Consider the following 20562-nt stretch of genomic DNA (forward strand, 5'->3'; position numbering starts at 1 on the left):
GAGAACCACGATCTCTCGCGCACCGGCGAGCCGATCCATCGCGTGCAACGGCTGCGGATCATGGCGGACTGGTTCGCGAAATACATCGGCCCCTAGCGCTCCGTGGGGCCCCACAGATCATATCGGCGCCGTTCGTCTCTGTAGGGCCGACCTTTACGGTCGGCCTCACATCAAGCGCGAGCCCTCAAGGTGTGAACCTCAATATCGCTCGCGCCGCCGTGACGTAGTTCGGGTCAATCGCTAGCGCGTGGCGCCAGTAGTCCACCGCGTCCTTCTCATCGCCGGAGCGGTGCGCTGCCCACGCGCCGTAATCCCATGCGAACTTGTTCGACGGGTCGTCCGTAACGCTCCGCGCACACGCTGCGAACGCCGGCTTGTAGTCGTGGCCGATCTCGTAATAATCGCGGCACATCTGAAACGAGAGCGGACCGCTGTGCGGGTTGTACAAGAGGCCTTGTTTGAGCGTTGAGAGCGCGGCTTGGTAATCGGCAGCGTGAACTCGTCCGTCCATGCCTTGCAGCACCGAAAGCGCTAGCCATGGTTCATAGAGATGTGAATAGATCCGAGTCGATTTGGCGTAGTAGCGCTCAGCCAAGTCGAGGCTCAGCATCCGTTCGAAGCTGAGTCCCCGGTAGTACACGACGTAGCCGAAAATGGGTCTGAACAGGAACCAGCCGGCAACCAGCACCACCACCAAGATGATCCAACGATCGTAGGTCCGCACGACATATGGACGGACATCCTCCGCCTGGATCGACTTCGAATTGTCCATCACGCGATCACCGCAAAGAACAGCGCGAGGAAGACCAGGACGTAGCCGGCCGCCATCTCGGCCGCCAGATGCCACTTCTTAACGCGCGGGCTGTTCATGTACCACGGCGCGAAGAGCCCGACGAAGAACACCGGGATGCCGTGGCCCACGCCGAACGCGAACATGAGCAGCGATCCGAGCAAGAGCTTCCCCTTGAATGTCGTCACGGCCAGCGCAGCGATCATGAACGGCGTCGCATCCGGCGCGATGAGAAACGCGAATCCGAAGCCGAGCAGGAACGCGCCCATCCAGCCGCGGCCGGCGTGCGTGAGTGCGTCGGAAAACGGCATTTTTATCGGGATCTCGATCAACCTGATCATCGACAGGCCCATGATCAGGCAGAGCGCGGCGGTGAAGTAGTACAGAAACCCCGTCATCGTCAACAGCGCGCCGAACGATCCGGCGAGGGCGCCGACGCCGCTGTACACCACGCAGATGCCGGCGATGAACACGAGCGAGAGCATCGCCGCTTGCCCGGGCGATTTGGCGACGTTGCCCGCGTAGTTCGCGATCGCGACCATGCGCGGCACGCTCGACGGGCTCAGGGAACTCAAGATGCCGCCCAACGCCATCAGTACGATGGCAAGTCCGAGATTGTCGGAGACCGCATCGCCGAGCTTATCGGTCACGGCGTAGATATTCGTATAGTCCATGACGGTGTTCAATGTCCTCCGAACTCGAGGCCGGCGTCGAACGACCTGCCTGTGTAGTAATGATTCCCTTGTGCGTTGAGATACGTGATGAGGTATTCGTGATTCAGCACGTTTCGCACGCGCAAGGTCAGTTTCACGTCCGAATTCAGCGCGATGCCTTTTTCGGCGTCAAACGTGATGTGTGGTGAGTACTTGCAAAAACCGGGTGTGCCGGGAGGACACGCGGCCGAAGAGAGCCCGCTGCCGTATTCGCCGTCGAGCGACAGCCAGCCGCCGCGATCGTTGTTGAGAACTGCGCCGCTCGTCGCGCCCCATCGTTGTTCGTGGTCCGCAGGCGTCCAATCGGTCGGCGAACCAAAACACGGCGCGAGCAGTTGGGTCTCGCAGCCTTTGTTGACAGAGTACGTGTGGTTCAGGGAGAAGTAGAGCCGGCCTTGCCGGCTGAGGGGCGCTTGATAGTACGCCGATTGCGTCGCGATGCGCCCGAGCTGATAGTTGATATCCTGGTGGAGCAGCGTGACGCCCACTTGCGTGTCGTCGATGAGATCCGTCGCGTTTTTCCACATGACGCGCAGGCCAAGCTCGCCGGAACCGACCGGAAGATGTCCGCCGAATTCGTAGTCCGAATCGCGTTGCGGTTTGAGGTCGAAAGCGGCGACTTGTTGCTGCAGAGGCAGATCCAGTAGTTGCGCCGCTTGCGGCGACACGTTCTCAAAAGAGAACGGGGTGAAGAACCGGCCGTAGTATCCGTAGACGCTCGCGCGCGGACTCAGGATCTTCGTCAATTTCACGCGCGGACTGATCATCGAGAATCCGCGGTCGAACTGCGTCGACTGCAATTGAAATGCGTCCCCGCGCAGCCCATAGTCCAGTTGGTACGCGGTCCCCATGTGCCAGCTATCCTGGAGATAGACCGCCTCGGTATGGCCGCTGTTCGGCGAACTGTCGACGACGGGAAACGGCGCGTCGGGGGTGAGCGGCGTGTAGAGCGGGGAGAGGAAGTTTCCCGGCTGCAGCGTGACGCCAAACGTCTTTGCGATGTGGGCGATATCGTACAGACCACCCCAACTCACTTCGTGTTTTCCGCTCGAGAGGGCGTTGTCGAGGTTGAATTTGTAGTCGGTGGCGGTGCGGTCGCCCGACAGGGAATACGCGCAGGTTCCGTTGGCATAATTCGGGATCGTGAGTGCGTTCGCACAGTCGGTCGATGCGCCGCCACCGGCAGACCAAAGATTCTCACCGTAGGTCCAGTCGTTGCCCGGGTCGCCGAAGTCGCGGATATGCGAGTGCTTGAAGCCGAAACCGTACGAGAGCGAGCCGCGATCGCCGATCGCGTGACGCATCTGCACCGAGGTGAACAAGTCGTCTTGCGTCTCGTTGTCATCCGAAGTGAGTGGCTGACCGCCGGTGAGATCCAGCGGGATCTGAAACGTCTGATATGCATGCGAGAGGGTGAAGTTGATGTAGTCGTTACCGCGCGGCAGCGTGTAGCGCACGAACTGATTCGCGTCGCTCGCGTTGTTGTGCGGCGAATCGGGATTCGGCGGATCGAGACCACGCTGCGTGACGTTGTCGCGAAAGGCAGCGACGAGTGACCCGGCCCCAACCGGACTCTGATAGCCGAGCGTGGTGTCGAATAGGCCAAACGATCCGGCGTCTATAGCCTCCGTGTATCCGGCTGTGCCGACGCTGTTCCGCGTGTTGATGTTCAGCACGGATGCGAACCGTTCACCGTATTGAGCCGGGTATGCACCCTCCAAGACGTCGATGAAGGAGATGTCGTTCGGGTTTATCTCCGAGCCAATGTCTCGGTTAAGTTCCTGCGGGACCGAGACGCCGTCGACGACGTAGTTGATATCGCCGTGATCGCCGTTGATGTGCACGACCCCGTTCGCGCCCCGGGCTGCGCCGGGCAATTGGATCAGCAGCTCGGACATGCTTCCGGCCGCAGGCGACCGGCTTAACGCTTGTCTGTTCAGCGTCACATCGGTTCCGGACTTGCGAATGGGCGGCGGCGCCGTTACCGAGATCACACCGAGGTTCTTCGCCTCAAGCTTGAGCGTTATATCGGCGCCGGAGGCAGGCAGATCGAGAGCGGTTGAAACCTCGCCGCCGCTGCCTGTCGCAGTCACGAGATACGAACCTGGCGCGAGATTTGGGAACGCGAAGCGGCCGGCGGTATCGGTCCGCGTCTTCTGCGATACGTTGTTACCTGCTGCGGTGACTTGTGCGTTCGCCACGGGAGCGCCCGCAGCAGTAACGACCCCAGTGAGGACGGTGCTCGCCGCGAGTGCCGGTGCGGCCACTATGGCGAGCTGTGCCGCCAACGACAGCATAAAAATACATTTCGAAATGCGATTCATCTGTGCTCCAGTCATCCACAGCCCGCGAAATGCAGGGATGTGGCATCAAGTGATTATGATGCGAGGATTGACTGGAACAGCGGAGGCGGGCGGTTATAGAGGTGAGCAAACCACAGGGTGGAGCAGGATGCGATGCTCTCGCGCTCGATGCGATCGACGAACTTCGAGGTAAGGCCTTCGGGGGCCGGCAGTATGCTGACTAACGCAGAGACCGCCGTCGGCAACCGGCGTCCTACTTCGCGCGCGGCGAAGCCGAAAAGCACGACGGTGAGTAGCGCGCCGAGCACGCCTGCCGCTACATCGTGTCCGCCGAACGGGCACCCCTCGCCAAACTGCGTCAGCAATCCGAGGCCAAGCTGCAGCGCCGCGGTCAACGCGAAATAGCGCGCGCCTTTGCCGCCGAATGGAAGCGTGGCGAGACCGACGTGGAGAAGGCGTTTTAGATCGCGGCCGCCGGAAGAGCGCCGCAAGAGCGCGCGCCCTTGAATGATAAGCGTCGCGATGCCTGCGACCGCGAGCAACCCTAGGTACCAGTGTTTGACGCTGAACACCACGTTCTCAGCACCGGAACCCATGGCCGCGAATTCGGAAGCTAGGTGCGCGACGATGCATCCCACTCCGACGAGGAGCAGGTAGAACGGCCGGAGATTCGGTGTATCGGAGTTCGTGCGCATTCCTCTAGGTTATCGTCCAGACCGGACCCGAGATGAAGGACCGAATCGGCGGCCTTCGGTGACGTGCATCACAGTGCCCTCGTCATATAAGTCTGCATGCCTAATGAGAATCGTTCTCGGTAAGGAAAAGCGCGCCCTTTCACGGCTCTTTCAGCGTTTTTCGCGAATCGTCCCAAGGGCGGCGGGGAACCGATGTGCGGCCGTGGTACGAACCGCAACTATGTCGTCTTCGTCCGCGCGTCACCTCGAACGGTGGCCCTTGCTTTTGGCCGTCGCGCTCGCCGCGATGACGGCGGGGCACGCGTTCGAGCTCGCAATGGAAAATGCGGGGCTTTTCGGCGACGGCGTCGCCGGTTACGCCCACGTCGCCCAAGGACCACTCGTCGTACTCGCCGTCGCGCTCTTCCTCTTCGCCGCCGGTGTGCTCGCCGTCCGTCTCGTTCGCCGCGCGCGGACGAGTGACGGATCGTCCGACTGGATGCTGCCGGCTCTCGAAGCGATCGGTGCGCTCGGAATACGCGGAGCAGCGCTTCGCATCGCCTCGATGCAGATCCCGGCGCTGCTGGCTGCGGAGTTCGTCGAGCAACGAGTCTCGGGCATCGTCCATCCATCCGTCGCAAGCGTGTTCGGCGCAGGGCACTTCACCACGCCATTCGTTCAGTTCGTAATGTGTGCCGTCGCTGCGTGGGCGGTCGTCGCGTTCGCGCGCATCGTCTGCGCGCATGCGCGTCAGCTCGCGAAGGCTGCGCGCACCGTCACGGAAGCGTTCGCCGCGGCACCCCAGCGTCCGACCGTGCGCGTCGTCCTACAAGCTCTGCTTGCGGTTGCGGCGAGCCGTCCGAAACGGCCACCGTTGCTCGCGCTGCGCATAGCCAACCGGCCTCCACCCGCGATCGCTGCCGCGCGCGCGTAAACGCGCCGCCGCAGCTTGCTTATCGGCTCTGCATCCTTTCGGATGCGGCCTTTTCGCACGCATCGCTCTTGTGGAGATTTATCGTGAAGTTCTGTTTCCTCGCGGCGTTCGCCGCACTGCTCGTGTGTTTTGGCATCCAATCAGCCGCGCTCGCCGACGTCTACGGCGGTGTCCGCGGCACCATCACGGACGACTCCGGCAACCCGGTGGCCAGCGCACACGTGGCGCTCAAACCAGCCGAGGGCGCGACGCTGTCCGCGGTGTCGGATGCCGCCGGCAGATTTTTCTTCGCGGAGGTCGTGTTCGACACGTACGTCGTCACCGTGAATGCGACCGGCTTCGAGCCGCAGCAAGCCGTCGTCACCGTTTCGTCGGGTAGCGTCTCGATCGTCAACATCCGGGTGTCGAAGAAAGTGCTCGGACGCGTCACCGCTCACGCCACCGCCGGCCATCCGGCGAGCGTCAACGTCATCGGCGCGCAGACGATCCTCACCTTGCCCGGCAACACTTCGCTTGCCAAAGTCACCGAGACCACGCCCGGCATCGTGCCGTTTTCATTCGGCGAGCCGGTTTCGCGCGGGTATCACGGTGTGATGTATGAAGTGGACGGCGTGCCGCTTCCGCAATCCGCATCGTCGCAGTTCGCGGAGATCATCGATCCGCGAAACATCGAGCGCATGCAGGTCTTCACGGGAGCCATTCCCGCGGAGTTCGGGGGTGAGAGAACCGGAGCCGTGGTCAATATCATCACCAAACGCCTTGGAAGCGGCAGCCAGGGCGGCTACCTCTCGCTCAGCAGCGGATCGTACGGTTCGAGCGGCGTCTCGTTCGGCGACTCCGTGGGTTCGGGTCCGCTTCACGTTTCGTTGTCGCTCAACGAAGAGCGCAGCGACCGCGGCCTCGATTCGCCGACCGTGAATCCGGAGCACGACGACACGAGCCAAGGCGACGAGTTCCTGCGCGCCGTCTATACGGCAGACCCGCGTGACACGTTTTCGTTCGATTACTCCGATCAGTACACGGCATTTCAAATACCGATCGATACGAACGCGCATGATGCGAACGACCCGTTCTTCAACGTGCCCGGCACCGACGACAATCAACACGAATACGATCGCTTCGCGAACATCGTCTTCAACCGCTTGAGCGCGGACAGCAACGGCTATTTCGAATTCGCGCCATGGTATCGCTCGAGCCGGGTCACTTATCTCCCGGATCCGGCGAACGACCTCGCCGGTGGAGCACAGGCTTCCACATTTCAGGACCGGACGGGAAAATATTACGGCATCACCACGTCGCTCTTCCGTGGCGGGCCGAAGTCGTCGATCAAGTACGGTGTCACCGCGATCTCTCAGGACTTCGACGGCCAGTTCCGGCTTCAATTCGTCAATGACTCAAACCAGGTTCAGACGTTCAACGACAATGTCGCCAAGCACGGCTCGAATCTCGGCGCCTACGTCCAAGAGCAGTTCCAAGCGTCGCCGGTGATCGATCTCAACGCGGGCATCCGTTACGACCGCTCGACCGGCTTCGTCGACGGCAATCAAGTCAGTCCTCGAGTTGAATTCAATTACCACCCGGATTCGACCGACACCATCCATCTGTATTACGGCCGACTCTACGCTGCGCCGGCGCTCGAAGACGTCCGCAGGGACGCGAGCATCATCAATGGGTCCAATGCATTGCCCGTTTACGATCTGAAACCAGAAACGGATTCGATCTACGAAGGTGGGATCGCGCACGATTTCACGCCGTCGGTCCGCGGCTACGCCACGTTGTGGTTCCGCGATGTCGCCAACGTGTTGGACACGACCCAACTCGGGTCCACGCCGCTGTTCACGCTGTTCAACTCGACGACCGGAAAGGCGGAGGGTCTAGAATTCAACGTGGCCGGCAACACGCCGCGCGGCAACTCGTTCTTCTTCTCGTACGGCCTTAGTTTGAGCCTGGCATCGGGCATATCGGGTGGGACGTTCTTGTTCTCGCCCGGCGATCTCCAAGGCGCGCTTGGGTTCGCCCCCGAGGATCACGACCAGACGAACACCATCGATTCGGCATACACGTGGAGACTAGCGGGCGATCCCGATCGCTATCTCACGCTCGGCACGACGTACGGCAGTGGTTTTCCGGCAGAATTCGAAAATGGTCCCGGCCGGCTGCCCGTGCATTGGGAAGCGAACGCATCGTATGGACGCAAGTCTGCGCTCGGGCACCTCGGGTATGAGATCCAGGGGACGAATCTGCTCAATCACCAGTACTTGTTGAAGATCAACAATGGCTTCAACACAACGCAGTGGGCGGCCGGCCGGCAGTTGACCGTGAAGATCACGGCTCCTCTGTAAGACGCGCTGCGGCCCGCGACCACCAGGCGAGATACGCGGCGGGCGCGACGAAGATGACGTCGCGCGCCACGGTTGCCCAGGTCGCGGGCGCGGAGTCGGCCGGGCCAAAGCAGCCGCACGGCGCGGTGATCCCTCGCGCGACGACCGACGCAAGGGCGCCGATGAACGCAAGTATGAGCACGGTGGCCATTGCAGACGTCAGCGGGAGGAACCAGCCGCCGCCTAGGTATATGCCCAGCAGTACTTCAAACGGCGGCAGCGCGACTGCGATGAACGCGACGAGCGGGCCCGGAAGTCCGAGCGAGAAGTTCGAGACGACCGATGCGAGATCATCGGCGTGGCCGATCTTCAAAACGCCGGCGATGATGAAGAGCGCAGCCAACGCGAGGCGGGCGACGAGAGGGATGATATGAGCACGAGGGCCGAACGCCGCAGACAAACTCGGCAAGGTCAGGATCCCTCCGGGCCATCGACTGGCCAAGTCACAGGTATCGTGATCGCGATTGTGGCGGTCATCGCCATCGCGATCTACGGGTTCTGGCAGTACCAACATGTATCGAGTTCGGCGGTGCAATCGCCAAACGCGCTGCCATCGATACCGCCTCCCTCCCTCGTCGGATCGAAGGCGATCCCGTTCGAGATCGATTCGCCGATCGGGCCCTTCACTTCCGCCTCGCTTGCCGGAAAGCCCTACCTGCTGGAAATATTCGCGAGCTGGTGTCCGCATTGCCAGCGCGAAACGAAAATATTGCGAGCCGTACGCGCCAAGGTGCCGGTCTCGAAGCTCTCGATGATCTCGGTCACGGGCTCACTTTTCGGTCAGGGTTCGACGGTAGGCAATAACGTCGCCGAATCACAGGCAGGCGTCGACGCGTTCGACAAGCAGTACGGCGTGACGTGGCCGTCTTTTTACGACGGCAATCTCACCGTCGCGCGGCTTTGGGGGATGATAGGATTTCCGGCGATCTATATGGTCGACAAGAACGGCGTCATCCGCTATTACGGCGCCGGTGATATCGACGAAGCGACGTTGATGAAGGGGCTCAAAAAAGCGGGGGTGTGATCATGTAGGAGGGCAAGCATCGCTTGCCCCGTTTTTTTGAGGGCGAGCGATCGTCCATCATTGACTAGTATTCGTTGAGTTGTGCAAGAACCAGCCGATGAATGAGTTGACCTTGGCTTGATCGGGCGTGTTCAAAGTGGCGAGACGGGTCCATGCGGTCAGCGCGATTCGCGACTTCATCTGCGGATACGGGGCCACGATCACAGCCATACCCTGTTCTTCCGCATTCTGCACGTCTTCCGCGGTGGGCTGCAGGTGATCGGCGGGAATCTGCTTGTTGTCATAGGTCATCGCGATCGCGCTTAGCGCGGTGGCAATGTCCGAACACTTGCAACTATATTGAAGCAGCACGTTGCCGTGCTCGAGCAAATGGACTTGGACGTACGCGGGCAGGGGCGTCGGGCTTAAGAATGCGTCGGTGAAGACTTCACGGTGCGGACCCGACGTGGGCGGATTTGAATTATAGACGAAGTCATCCGGCGTTCCGGGATCCAAGTGCGTGTGGCCTTGCATGGGATAGGACTTGCCGTAAAAAGGCAGTAGCGGGGCCCCCGTCGAGACCGCAGCCGGGGTGGGCGATGCCGCGGTCGCCGCGGTGGTCGAGGCGCCGCCGGATCTCCCGAAAATCATGAATGCTAGGCCGGCGGCGACGAACACCACGACGGCGATCATTGGATAAAGCGAAGTCGGTTTGCCGGAAGCCGGCTTGTTCTTTGCCATGACCGTGCGCTTCGCGCTGAAGCGCATTCCGGCCTGGCACAAGAGTTCACGCGCAGCCCACAGAAGGTCGCGCCCATGCCGGGCGGATTCGTGGTGGTGGCAAATCCTTATGCGGGCGTCGGCCGCGCGGCGGCGGCATTGCGTACGGCTTGCGCCCGCCTCGGCGTGGACCCGGCTGACGCGATTGAAACGTCGCACGACGGCGCGTTCGCGGATCGCTTGCAGCGCGCGGTCGCCGCGGCCGAAAAGCCGGTGACGGTTCTTTGTGTCGGCGGTGACGGAACACTCTCCATGGTGGTCAATGCCCTTGCGTCGCCGCAAGACGTGACCCTTGCGATCGTGCCGGCCGGTTCGGGCAACGATTTCGGGTTGGCTCTCGGCATTCGAACGCTCCCACAAGCACTCGACGCCGTAGCCGGACCTTACACGCAATCCGTCGACCTCGGTGCGATCAATGGTCGGCGCTTCATCAACTGTGTCGGCATGGGACTCGACGGCGAGATCGCTCGCACCGCCGCGCTCATCCGCGCGCGCGGTCTGGCTCGCGGCCTCTCGTACTACGTCGCGGCGCTGCTCGGGCTCTGGCGCGTGCGCCCGGTCGGCGCCCACATCGAATCTGCCGCATTCACCGGGCGGATGGAAGACCTCCTCATGCTCACTGTGGGCAATGGACCCTGGTACGGCGGCGGCTATCGCGGCGCACCAAAGGCTCAGCTCAACGACGGTCTTTTGGACTGCTACGCATTTGCGGACCTACCCGGCGGCATGCGGCGGCTCGAACTGATGCAGCTCATCCGCAGGGGCAAGCATTTGGCGCATCCGGTCGTCACGTCGCTGCTGACGCAAACGCTTGACGTCAATTTCGATCGCGAGATCGCGATGCACGTCGACGGCGAATTGACCGCCGCATCCTCGGCACACATCTCGCTTCTTCCGCGCGGGCTCGTATTCGCGGTGCCAGCACCGACGTTGTAAGAACGCGCGACCTTCGATCGACGCATGGGCAAGCGATGCTTGCCCTAGTACGAGCGTATAATAAACGGGGCAAGCGATGCTTGCCCTGGTACAAGCGACGAATATATCGCCCAGGAGAGCCCCGGCGCCCATCCGAAACGTGTGTTCGATTACCGAACGCGCCCTGGCGGCTAGAGTTGCCAGCTCGCGCTCTCGTCCGTTTGCATTTGAGAAATGGAGATGACACGGTGATTATGAGACGCGTATGGTCCTCCCTCGGCACGGCGCTTGTCGTACTGTTGTCCGTATCGACATCGCATGCAGGTACCACCGGCGCGCTTTCGGGCCGCATTTTCGACAACGCATCGCAAGCGCCGTTGTCCGGCGTGTCGATCACGGTCGTTTCGCCGTCGCAAAACGAGAACGCGGTCACCGATGCGACGGGCAGATTCTCGTTCGTATCGCTGGCACCCGATACGTATGCCGTCACCGCCAAAAAAGACGGCTACGATACGACAACGCTGCCCGGCGTCACTATACTCTCCGACCAAACGCAGAGAATATCGATCAATCTCGTCAAGACGGTGGCCGTGCTCGCCAAAATCAATGTGACGGCAACGGCTGGGTTGGTCAGGCCCGGCACCACGAGCGACGTTTATTCCGTCAGCGGAGCGGCCGCCGGCGCCGCCGGAGCGGTTGCCGGAACCGGCAACCTCAACCAGGCGTATTCGGCCATGGCCTCGGTGCCCGGCGTCACCGCAGTGCAAGGGCAACAAGGCTGGTATCAGCCGGTGTACATCCGTGGTGGCGATCTCGACCAAGTCGGCTGGGAATTCGACGGCATTCCCGTCAACCGCACGTACGACAACGCGCCCCAAACATTTTTGTCTAACCTGGGCCAGCAAGAGCTTCAGGTTTATACGGGCGGCACATCTGCGACGGCCGACGCATCGGGCATTTCCGGGTATGTCAATCAGGTGATCAAGCGCGGGTCTTACCCGGGCTTCGAGATCCTGAATCTCGGCGTCGGCGGTCAAGCTCTATACAACAAGGCGAGCTTCGAATTCGGTTCCGCCACCCCCGACAACCGGTTCTCCTATTATTTCGGTTCGGCGCTCGTGAACCAATCGTTCCGTTACATCGATAACGGCAACGGCGGCGATCGCGTCAACAGCGGGTTCTTCTATCCGCTCAACGGCTCGACGACTTTCGGCCCAGGTTATCTCTACGGCATCGCCGACACGAGCGATCATGAATCCGTGGCGAACTTCCACTATAAGGTCGGCAAGTCCGATGACGTCCAGCTGCTTTACCTCACAAGCTATCTCTACAACGACTACTACGGTTCGCTCAACGACCTGTACGGCAATCAACCGGAATCGTTCATCGACAACGACCAGGGATTCCCGGTCACGTTCGCCGATGGCGCCGTCTACGCCGGCCGGCTGATGCAGGCGCCGGTTGCGCCTGCCCATCCGTGCATCGATCCGAGCGGGAACATCGGCAACTCGCCGTACGGCATCTGTTACTTCTATCCGTCCACGCCGCACGCATACGGGTCGAATTTCCCGCGCGGTATGCGCGAGAGCAACTCCAACGGCGTCACCATCGAGAAGCTGCAATATCAAAAGAATTTCTCAAGCACGTCGTATCTGCGCGTCTTCGGCTACGGTCTTTACTCGAACTGGTTCATCCACGGACCGCTCTCGGCCACGCTGGACTTCGGCGGCGAGATCGGCGACTACGAACTTCCGTCGCACACCTATGGCGTCGTGGCCGACTACACGACGCAACTCAACGATCAAAACCAGCTCACGCTGTCGGGCTACTATTCGACGACCCGCATTCAACGCTATACGACGACCGGCGGTTTCCCCGGCAATTCGGCGTTTGTCTCCGTGACGAGCGACGTTTCAAACGGCGACTGTTTCGACGCCGTCACCGGTGATCAGGTGTTCTGCAACTCGTCCAATGCCCCGAAATATAATTCGCCTGTGCCCGACGAGCACGGCACGCTCCAAGACCCCTTCGCGGGCGGACCAAGCACGCCGCTCGTGGGATCGTGGCTCGTCACCGAATCTGGTTACCGGGCGAACTTCAACAAACTCAATCCGGTCTTCAGCGCGGTATCCATCAACGATAACTGGAAGCCGACCGATAGGCTGTCCGTCAACGCTGGTTTCCGAATCGAGAACTACCGCAACAACCTCAATGACAGCACCGTCAACGGTTTTCCGGCCCGTGCGTTCTGGTATCAGGCATACAACAACGAATTCTGCTTCGCTCCTGGATATTTCCAGCCACTGCGCAAGACGACGTCGCCCACCGATAGCTGTGCTTCCGACTGGCCGCTGACCACCTCCATGCACGAGGTGAACGTCAATCCGGGTTCGTTCTCGCACGTCGAGGCACAGCCGCGGTTGGGCGTCTCGTACGAAGGTGGGCCGAACGATGTGTTCCGCGCGTCGGCCGGCATCTACTCGCGACCGGCAAGCACGCGCGAAGCGTCATGGAACGTGACCGAGCAGAATCTCGCCGCATTTTTGGGCGTCAACTTCGCCGCATACGGTGCGTTCACGCCGAATCACGACGTGCGGCCCGACCGCTCCACAAACCTCGATCTTTCGTGGGAGCACCGCTTCGCCGGAAGCGACGTCAGCTTCAAGATATCGCCGTTCTACCGCAGCACGCAAGACCAGGTGCAGCAGACCATCGTCAACGCGCTCACCGGGCTGTTCGCTTCGTTCAACACAGGCCGACAGGTGTCGAGCGGCGTCGAACTGGCGCTGAACAAAGGCGACTTCGCAAAGGACGGCTGGGCGCTGCAACTGGCCTACACACACACGCACAGCAGCATCAAGTTCAACGACTTCGCGAATGGCCGCAATGTCATCGACAACATGAACTCCTATGTCCAGTTGTATAACTCGTATACGTCGGTGTGCGCGGGTGTCGCGCCTTCGACGAGCCCGACCGCTCGGTGCGGCGTCTTCGGCGGCGCCAACGCCTTTGCGACCGAGCCGGGCGGATCCGACAACCCGTACTTCGCGTTGAAAGCGCAGCCGTTATTCGACCGCACGGCGTCGTACGCACCGTACGACTTGGTGCCGGTGCCGTTCGCCGGCGGCAACGGCTATGAAGTTCCCGACGCGGCGACGATCATCGTCGGCTACAAGCGCGGTGCGTGGAACTACACGCCGAGTTTGACCTACAGCGCAGGATCGGTATATGGCTCGCCGCTTTCCTGGCCTGGACCGGATCCGATAGCAAATCCGGGTCAGTACGGAGTGCCTCTCATGATTCCGGATCCGTACACGGGCAAGTTCGACAACTTCGGCGATTTCAAACAGCCGTCGCGCTACACGCTGAACATGCAGATCGGCTATCAGATGTCGTCGCAGGTGAGGACGGTGCTCACGCTATCCAACATCGTCGATAGTTGCAATCAGCGCGGCTACGCGTGGGACTACAAAGACATTTGCATGTACTCGAATCTGCCGTCGAGTTTCCTGTCGCCCACCGGCGGCACGCTCGCGAACGCAGCTGCCGGAGCCGTCCAACTCAAGTTCCCGTACGCGATGTGGCTCAACAACAACAACACGGGCTTTGTGGGCACAAAGATTCCGTTCCAGGCCTCGCTGAGCGTCAACTTCAAGATGTGACGTCCGGCGATCCGCGATCGAATGGCGCGAGGGCTTACGCTCTCGCGCTTTTCCGTTCGGTCATGCGCCGCCGGTCTGATTGCGCAAGGTGTCGAGGCCGACGCCGATCGCACTTCGGTAGTCGCCGCGCCCAAACGCTGCGAGCGTGGTTGAGAGTGTCACACCGAGCATGGTGCCCGACGACGCGACCGTGCCGAGCGGCACGTCCGGCGACTGCCAGACCTCAATGAGCGTGGAAGGCACGGCGACGCCGGCGGCGGACACGCTCGGAAACGACACGACGAGGTGCGTGGCGTGCACCGGCATGCCTCCGACGTTCATGTCCTTTGGCTCGATGACCAGCACGGTTCCCAGCCGCGCCGCGAACGGCAGACCATCGGTGAGCGAAAACGTGGAGGGCGGCCCGGCCGGCGCGACGCCGAGCGAATCGGCCGCGCGATCGTTCATGCGAAACGCCTTATCGCCGATCGCCGCGACGGTGGCGATGACCTGGTACGAAGAACCAAATGGTCCGAACGCGTCCCCGACGATGTAGGTCTTGGAGATGACCGGCGGCGCCGCGTTCGTCGACGTCATGACGACGCCGCCCGACACCGACTGGGCTTCGACGCGCGTCTCGATCCACAGTGTGCGTTTGCCGCCCACACTTTCGGCGCCGAAACCCGTTGTGACCGACGTGATCGCACCGCCGCCTTGCACGCGCACCCGCACCCAGTCTCCGGGCTGCGGCAAGGCTGAAAGGTAGCCATATAGATCGGCGAGTGAGACGTTGTCGCCGGGATGGAGTGCATTTGGTGCAGCAGACGCGGGGCACGCGGCGACGAAAGCTTCTGTGGAGAGCGCGAGCAGCGCGGCGAGCGCCGCGCCGTTCAGGCGTGCGCGCACGACCGGCAGACGCCGAAGAACTCGAGGCGGTGCTGCGTCAGTGTGAAGCGCAGTTGGCGCGATAGCGCCGCCTCGAAGCGCGAGATGGACGCGCACGGCACGTCGTCCACACGTCCGCACTTCGTGCACACCGCATGATGATGGTGCTCTACCGGGCAGTAGAGAAATGCCGACTCGCCGTGCGGCTGCGCTTGCGCCGACGCGGCGCCGATCTCTTGCAGCACGTCGAGAGTCCGATAGACGGTGGCGAGTCCGACCGGGGCGGCGCCCGGTCTGCGCCGCGCCTCCTCCAAACCGTCGTACAGATCTCGAGCGGTGGCGTAGCGGCCCATACGCGCGAACGCTTCGATGACCGCGCGGCGGGGCTGGGTGGTCCGATAGCCGTGCGCCGTCAGCCGCGCATAGAGCGCCTCGAGCTGCGATGCTCGATCGGTTTTGGACGTCCGCCGGCGGACGGAGCCCTTCATTGCGGCTTCAGCGCGCGCGCGCGCGCATCCATCATCGCCGTGAACAGCGAGCGGCGCTTCGGCGAAAACGCTGTCGAGACGAAGAAGCACGCCGTGGCTGCGAGTACGATGGTGGATCCCGATGCCGCGTTCAAATAATACGACGCGTAGAGCCCGCCGACGGACGACGCCAAGCCGATCGCTGCGGAAATCGCCATCATGGTCCCGAAGCGGTTCGTTAATTGAAATGCGGCGGCGGCAGGCGTGACCAGCAATGCGGCGACAAGGACGATGCCGGCTGCCTGCAGCGACACGATCACCGTCACGGCAAGCGCGACCAGCAGCATCGCGTCCAAAGCGCCAGTCGGCAGACCGCTGGCTTGCGCGCTCACCGGATCGAATGAAGCGAAGAGAAGTTCTTTGTAAAAGACGGCCACGAGCAGCAACACGGCGATGGCGAGCGATGACACGAGGATGATGTCGAGGCGGTCGACCCCGAGCACGTTGCCGAAGAGAAAATCCTGCAGATCGACCGCGTACGTGCGCACGCGCGACATCAACAGCACGCCGAGGGCGAACGATGCGGTGAACAGCACGCCGATGGTGGTATCGAACGAGACGTTCGAGCGCCGGCTGACGGCGCCGATCCCAAGCGCGGTGATCACCGCGAAAACGAGACCGCCGACGTAGAGGTTGACTTTGAGAATATACGCGATGACGATTCCCGCGAACGACGCATGCGCCAGGCCGTCGCCGATGAACGCCAGATTGCGAAGCACCACGTACACGCCCACGACGGAACACGTCAGGCCTATCAGTGCCGATGCGATGAGCGCGCGCACCATGAACGCGTTTTGCAGCGGATCGAGCAGCACATGCACTGCCGTCAATCCGCCACTGCGGCGGCCGTGACCGACGGGATGACCAGAACGTGGCTGCCGTACGTCTGCGAAAGGGTTTCATCGTTGAGCACTTCGGCGGGCGTGCCGAAGGCGATCACACGGTGGTTCAGGCACAACACCTTGTCGAACCACGTGGCCACGCACGAGAGGTCGTGCGTGCTCGCGACGATCGTCATCCCGCGTCGCTGCCGGTCTTCGAGCAGGGTGAACATCGCATGTTGGCTGGTGGCGTCGACGCCCGCGATCGGCTCGTCGAGCAGCATCAATTGCGGATCTTGCGACAACGCGCGCGCCACGAAGACGCGCTGTTGTTGGCCGCCGGAGAGTTCGCCGATCTGCGATGAAGCGCGGTCCGCCATCCCGACTTCTGCCAGAGCCGCCCGCGCGCTCTCGATGTCGGCTTTCCGCGGATTGTGGAACAGCCCGAGCCGCCCGTACCGCCCCATCAACACCACGTCGAGTGCGGTGACCGGAAAAGTCCAATTGACCGACTCCGCCTGCGGAACGTAACCCACGATGCGACGCCGAGGGTCCGGCGGACCGCCGAAGATGTTCACCGAGCCGCATTGAGCCAGATGGAGGCCTGCGATCACCTTCAGCAGCGTCGACTTGCCGGAACCGTTCGGCCCGATGATGCCGACGAACTCACCGATCTCGACGTCAAAGCCGACTTCGTCAAGCACGTCGCGCCCGAAGTAGCCGGCGCAGACTCCACGCAAACTCAAAGCCTTGCCCGCGACCGTCGCCGTGCTGCCGTCCGGGTGGCCGCTATGCGCGTGCAGATGCGGGGCACCGGGTGCGACAGCGTGGCTATGGTCGTTCGGCACATCCACCATTTCCGGTGCGACGTGGGTGTGATCGTGTTGTTCGCTCAGTTTCATGAGTTCAAAGCTCCGACGATGCGCGCGACATCATAGCGCATCAAGCCTTCGTAGGTCGAAAGATCGGGCGTCGCCCCGAGCGTGTCGTCGTACAGGTCGGTGACGGTCACGATGCCGGCTCCGTCGGCGAGCTGCTTCGCGAGCTTCGGCGAGAACTGCGGCTCGGCGAATACCGCGCGCACGTGATTCGCTTTGGCGCTGGCGATGAGCTGGGCGAACGCGCCGGCCGACGGTTCCTGGCCGGGCGACGGTTCGATCGCGCCGATGTCGCGGATGCCGTAGCGCTCGTCGAAGTAGTACCATGCGTCGTGGAAGCAGATCATGACCCGCCGGTCCGGTGGAATGGTGGCGATCTCGCGGGCGATCCAGCGATCGAGCGCGCCATAGCGCGTCTGCGTTTGCTTGAGACGCAAGCGGTATTCCGCTGCGTGGCGTGGATCGGCTTGTTCGAGTGCGTGCGCGATCTTCGCGGCGTATTCCGAAGCCTTGCGCGGATCGAGCCAGAAGTGGGGGTTCTGCGCATGCGAGAGATCGCTGTAACCCGAAAGCGTCACCGGCTGCTTGTCGCCGCCGGCGGATCGCAGCAGCTTATCCAGCCATACTTCAAGACCACTACCGTTTTCGAAGACCACGTCGGCGTGCGAGAGTGCGACGAGGTCAGCCGGCGTGGGTTCGTAGGTCTCGGGCGCCGCGCCGACGGGGACGAGCGACGTGACATCGATGAGATCGCCGCCCACGTCCTGGACGATGGCTCCCAGTGTGGAGAATGTCACGGCCACTTTCAAACGCGAACCCTGCGTGGCTTGCGCAGTGGACGAGTTGGAAGGGGGGGCGCCTCCGCAGCCTGCGACAAGCACGCACGTGGACAACGCCGCGTTCATCAAAGCGCGAACGGTCGGGAACGTGACCGGCCGGTAATTACCGAGAATCATTCTCACTTGAGTGTAACGGTGGCAGCGCGGAATTGTCAAGCCGCCTGCTGATATTACGTGGTCAAGGCCGCGCTCCGGTACGAACTGAGGATATTCTTCACGTAGGCCTGCGTCTCCGGGTACGGCGGCACGCCACCGTATTTGTCGACGGCACCGGGACCCGCGTTGTAGGCCGCGAGCGCGTAATCGAGGCGGCCGTGATAGCGGTCGATGAGCCCGCGCAAATACTTCGCGCCGCCTTCGACATTTTGTGCGGGATCGAACGGATCGCGAACGCCAAGCCCTCGAGCGGTATCCGGCATCAGTTGCATGAGCCCCATGGCGCCGGCGCTGGAAACGGCGCGCGGCTGAAAGCCGGATTCCTGGCCGATCACCGCGGAAAGCAGGGCGGGGTCGATCTCGTTGCGCTTGGCGGCGTCGGCGATGGTGCTCGCGAACTTGACGGGTCGAACCGGACCCGACGGCGGCGTTGCCGATTGATAGCCTTTGACGAGCTCGCCCATCGCGCGCGTGAACGAACTTTCAAATGCGGCGAGTTGTTTGGACAGATCAGCAATCATGGCATTGAACCTGCGTTCGAGCGCGTCGAGGTCGCCGAAGCCCGGCGCATCCGTTGGACCACTTTCTTGTGCGGCATCGGCGCCGTCTGAGCCGTTCGTGTCGTACAATTTCGGAACGTAGGTGATGATGCTTGTGATGGCAGATGGATCGATGCTCATCTCATTCTCCCGTTTTTCAGCGCCGCTGGGCCGTATCACACGGCAAAGGCCTGAAGTCCAGCAACGGCCGCGTGCAATCCGGCCACGACGTCCGGCTCACCGGTGTTGCCGTCGCCGTCGAAGATCAGCGCCTCAAGCAACGGGCGCGCGTCCAGCGCGGCGTCGAGCAAAGCGTCGCCGCCCCGCCGATACGCGCCGATGGCCAAGAGATCTTGAGCTCGCTCGAGTGCGTCAAGAGCGCGCCGGGCGAGGGCGGCATCGCCGCGATGCTCTTGTGTGATGAGGACCGGCGCGAGCCGGCTGAGGCTTCGCAGCACGTCGACGGCGGGGTACCGGCCGGCATCGGCTAGGCCGCGGTCGAGCACGATGTGGCCGTCGAGCATGCCGCGCACAGCATCGCTGACCGGTTCTCGCAGATCGTCGCCATCGACGAGCACGGCGTACAGCCCGGTGATGCTGCCGGTTCGGCGCGCACCTGCTCGCTCCACGACGGACGCCAAGTTCGCCGTGACCGAGGGCGGGTAGCCGCGATGCGTTGCCGATTCGCCGCCGGCGAGCGCGAGTTCGCGCCACGCATGCGCCGCGCGTGTGATCGAGTCGACGACCAGCAGCACGTCGAGCCCGCGCGCACAAAGCCATTCAGCCTGAGAGGTCGCGGTGTGCAGCGCGGCGACTCGCTCGAGCGCCGGCGCGCCGGCCGGTGCGCAGACGACGGTTGTCGATGCCCATGCCGTGCTCTCGCGAAGTGCATCGATAGTCTCGCGCGCTTCGCGCCCGCGTTCACCCACGAGCGCTAGGACGCGTGCATGCACCGGCGCGCTGCGAACGATCCGACGCACGATCGTGCTCTTTCCGACGCCCGCGCCGGAGAACAGCGCGATGCGTTGGCCGAAGCCGATGGTGGCGAAGGCGTCGATCGCCGCGACGCCTGTCCGCATCGGGCGGCGGATGACGCCGCGGTCCGCGGGCGGCGGCGGGTTGCGTTCCGCCCGGATTGCGTGCGCCCGGGCGGCGCGCGCGGAATCCGCGCGACCCCAGCCGTCGACCGATTCGCCCAAGAGCGCATCGCCGACAAACGCGCCTATTCGCGCGCCGATGCTCGAGGCGCGATCGCCAGGAGAGAACTCGGCACGCCCGTCAAGCGGTGCGCATTGCGCCACCCCTCCATCCACGGCGCGCACGTGAATCAACGCGGCTCCCGACCTGGCCTGAACGGCGACGAGCGATCCGGGCGTGCATCCGGGCATTCGCACGGCGACCGACCCAAGAGCAGCGCCGATCACGACCCCGTGACGTTGCCAACCGTCGATGCCGGATTCGTCCATCGGAAAGATCACGATGCGGCGGCGCGTACCAGACGCGCGGCGCGTTCGTCGATGGTCGCGCCGACCGTGCCGGCATCGCAGTCCACAAACACATCGCCCGGCGAGAGCCCGTGATCGGCAACGACGTCGTGTTCGGTGGATGCCGCTATCGCGGTCGCAGTAGGCGGCGCGACGCGCACCGTCGCCATTTTCGGGCTCCCGGCGGCGCGCAATGCGTCGTCGACAAATCGTGCGAGCAGGCGCGGGTTTCTGTCGACCGCATAATGCAACGCGCGCGCGCAAGCCGCAGCGGCCAATTCGACGGCTGCCGCGCGGAT

General features: G+C 62.7%; 19 protein-coding genes. 5 read left to right on the forward strand and 14 right to left on the reverse strand.

Going from position 1 to position 20562, the window contains the following annotated elements; translation table 11 throughout:
* Positions 1-184: 184 nt before the first annotated feature.
* From VII69_03605 to VII69_03620, 4 genes are read right to left on the reverse strand one after another with little or no spacing between them, the layout of a single operon-like run.
* Positions 185-775 carry a tetratricopeptide repeat protein gene (locus VII69_03605; GenBank protein ID HEY5094185.1) on the reverse strand — a complete coding sequence of 197 codons (591 nt, stop codon included), beginning with the start codon at positions 773-775 and terminating at the stop codon, positions 185-187.
* The gene (locus tag VII69_03610; GenBank protein ID HEY5094186.1) at positions 772-1476 is read right to left on the reverse strand and encodes a cytochrome c biogenesis protein CcdA; all 705 of its coding nucleotides are present in this window, start codon (positions 1474-1476) and stop codon (positions 772-774) included. The genes VII69_03605 and VII69_03610 overlap by 4 nt, the downstream gene beginning before the upstream one ends.
* The gene (locus tag VII69_03615; GenBank protein ID HEY5094187.1) at positions 1473-3827 is read right to left on the reverse strand and encodes a TonB-dependent receptor; all 2355 of its coding nucleotides are present in this window, start codon (positions 3825-3827) and stop codon (positions 1473-1475) included. The genes VII69_03610 and VII69_03615 overlap by 4 nt, the downstream gene beginning before the upstream one ends.
* Positions 3828-3880: 53 nt before the next feature.
* The gene (locus tag VII69_03620) at positions 3881-4501 is read right to left on the reverse strand and encodes a hypothetical protein (protein HEY5094188.1); all 621 of its coding nucleotides are present in this window, start codon (positions 4499-4501) and stop codon (positions 3881-3883) included.
* A 220-nt stretch (positions 4502-4721) separates the two neighbouring features.
* Between VII69_03620 and VII69_03625 the strand changes: the two genes are divergently transcribed.
* Positions 4722-5414: a hypothetical protein gene (locus VII69_03625; protein HEY5094189.1), complete on the forward strand. Its 693-nt coding sequence runs from the start codon at positions 4722-4724 to the stop codon at positions 5412-5414.
* A gap of 83 nt (positions 5415-5497) precedes the next feature.
* Entirely contained in the window at positions 5498-7756 is a 2259-nt protein-coding gene (locus VII69_03630) for a TonB-dependent receptor (GenBank protein HEY5094190.1), read from the forward strand.
* Here VII69_03630 and VII69_03635 read toward each other — a convergent pair.
* Positions 7740-8204 carry a MauE/DoxX family redox-associated membrane protein gene (locus VII69_03635; GenBank protein ID HEY5094191.1) on the reverse strand — a complete coding sequence of 155 codons (465 nt, stop codon included), beginning with the start codon at positions 8202-8204 and terminating at the stop codon, positions 7740-7742. The genes VII69_03630 and VII69_03635 overlap by 17 nt on opposite strands.
* A gap of 45 nt (positions 8205-8249) precedes the next feature.
* Between VII69_03635 and VII69_03640 the strand changes: the two genes are divergently transcribed.
* Positions 8250-8819, forward strand: coding sequence for a TlpA disulfide reductase family protein (locus tag VII69_03640; GenBank protein HEY5094192.1), 570 nt, complete (start codon positions 8250-8252; stop codon positions 8817-8819).
* 57 nt (positions 8820-8876) lie between these two features.
* On the opposite strand, the gene VII69_03645 is transcribed toward VII69_03640, so the two are convergent.
* Positions 8877-9539 (reverse strand): DUF3105 domain-containing protein, encoded by a 663-nt coding sequence (locus tag VII69_03645; protein HEY5094193.1) that lies wholly within the window; start codon positions 9537-9539, stop codon positions 8877-8879.
* Between the two features lie 75 nt (positions 9540-9614).
* Here VII69_03645 and VII69_03650 point away from each other — a divergent pair, with 75 nt between their 5' ends.
* Positions 9615-10514 (forward strand): diacylglycerol kinase family protein, encoded by a 900-nt coding sequence (locus VII69_03650; GenBank protein HEY5094194.1) that lies wholly within the window; start codon positions 9615-9617, stop codon positions 10512-10514.
* 233 nt (positions 10515-10747) lie between these two features.
* On the forward strand, positions 10748-14155 hold the full coding sequence (locus tag VII69_03655; GenBank protein HEY5094195.1) for a TonB-dependent receptor: 3408 nt from the start codon (positions 10748-10750) through the stop codon (positions 14153-14155).
* A 60-nt stretch (positions 14156-14215) separates the two neighbouring features.
* Here VII69_03655 and VII69_03660 read toward each other — a convergent pair whose 3' ends face one another.
* From VII69_03660 to VII69_03695, 8 genes are all read right to left on the reverse strand, one after another.
* On the reverse strand, positions 14216-15040 hold the full coding sequence (locus VII69_03660) for a hypothetical protein (GenBank protein HEY5094196.1): 825 nt from the start codon (positions 15038-15040) through the stop codon (positions 14216-14218).
* Positions 15025-15507 carry a Fur family transcriptional regulator gene (locus tag VII69_03665; GenBank protein HEY5094197.1) on the reverse strand — a complete coding sequence of 161 codons (483 nt, stop codon included), beginning with the start codon at positions 15505-15507 and terminating at the stop codon, positions 15025-15027. Before VII69_03665 ends, VII69_03660 begins: the two co-directional genes overlap by 16 nt.
* Entirely contained in the window at positions 15504-16367 is an 864-nt protein-coding gene (locus VII69_03670) for a metal ABC transporter permease (protein ID HEY5094198.1), read from the reverse strand. The genes VII69_03665 and VII69_03670 overlap by 4 nt, the downstream gene beginning before the upstream one ends.
* Positions 16368-16372: 5 nt before the next feature.
* Complete coding sequence (locus VII69_03675) at positions 16373-17269, reverse strand: metal ABC transporter ATP-binding protein (GenBank protein ID HEY5094199.1); 897 nt, start codon at positions 17267-17269, stop codon at positions 16373-16375.
* On the reverse strand, positions 17266-18201 hold the full coding sequence (locus VII69_03680; GenBank protein ID HEY5094200.1) for a metal ABC transporter substrate-binding protein: 936 nt from the start codon (positions 18199-18201) through the stop codon (positions 17266-17268). The genes VII69_03675 and VII69_03680 overlap by 4 nt, the downstream gene beginning before the upstream one ends.
* A 53-nt stretch (positions 18202-18254) precedes the next feature.
* The gene (locus VII69_03685; GenBank protein HEY5094201.1) at positions 18255-18920 is read right to left on the reverse strand and encodes a lytic transglycosylase domain-containing protein; all 666 of its coding nucleotides are present in this window, start codon (positions 18918-18920) and stop codon (positions 18255-18257) included.
* Positions 18921-18955: 35 nt separating this feature from the next.
* Positions 18956-20257: an EscN/YscN/HrcN family type III secretion system ATPase gene (locus VII69_03690; protein ID HEY5094202.1), complete on the reverse strand. Its 1302-nt coding sequence runs from the start codon at positions 20255-20257 to the stop codon at positions 18956-18958.
* A partial coding sequence (locus tag VII69_03695) for a FliH/SctL family protein (GenBank protein ID HEY5094203.1) occupies positions 20254-20562 on the reverse strand: 309 nt, incomplete at its 5' end. The genes VII69_03695 and VII69_03690, both read right to left, overlap by 4 nt.

It is taken from the genome of Candidatus Eremiobacteraceae bacterium (assembly GCA_036511855.1).
Lineage (GTDB): Bacteria > Vulcanimicrobiota > Vulcanimicrobiia > Eremiobacterales > Eremiobacteraceae > JABCYQ01.

Coding starts and splice junctions, on each gene's coding strand:
- VII69_03620 (HEY5094188.1), bottom strand. CDS start 4,501: ATGCGCACGAACTCCGATACACCGAATCTCCGGCCGTTCTACCTGCTC.
- VII69_03680 (HEY5094200.1), bottom strand. CDS start 18,201: ATGATTCTCGGTAATTACCGGCCGGTCACGTTCCCGACCGTTCGCGCT.
- VII69_03625 (HEY5094189.1), top strand. CDS start 4,722: ATGTCGTCTTCGTCCGCGCGTCACCTCGAACGGTGGCCCTTGCTTTTG.
- VII69_03675 (HEY5094199.1), bottom strand. CDS start 17,269: ATGAAACTGAGCGAACAACACGATCACACCCACGTCGCACCGGAAATG.
- VII69_03615 (HEY5094187.1), bottom strand. CDS start 3,827: ATGAATCGCATTTCGAAATGTATTTTTATGCTGTCGTTGGCGGCACAG.
- VII69_03650 (HEY5094194.1), top strand. CDS start 9,615: ATGCCGGGCGGATTCGTGGTGGTGGCAAATCCTTATGCGGGCGTCGGC.
- VII69_03685 (HEY5094201.1), bottom strand. CDS start 18,920: ATGAGCATCGATCCATCTGCCATCACAAGCATCATCACCTACGTTCCG.
- VII69_03655 (HEY5094195.1), top strand. CDS start 10,748: ATGAGACGCGTATGGTCCTCCCTCGGCACGGCGCTTGTCGTACTGTTG.
- VII69_03645 (HEY5094193.1), bottom strand. CDS start 9,539: ATGGCAAAGAACAAGCCGGCTTCCGGCAAACCGACTTCGCTTTATCCA.
- VII69_03665 (HEY5094197.1), bottom strand. CDS start 15,507: ATGAAGGGCTCCGTCCGCCGGCGGACGTCCAAAACCGATCGAGCATCG.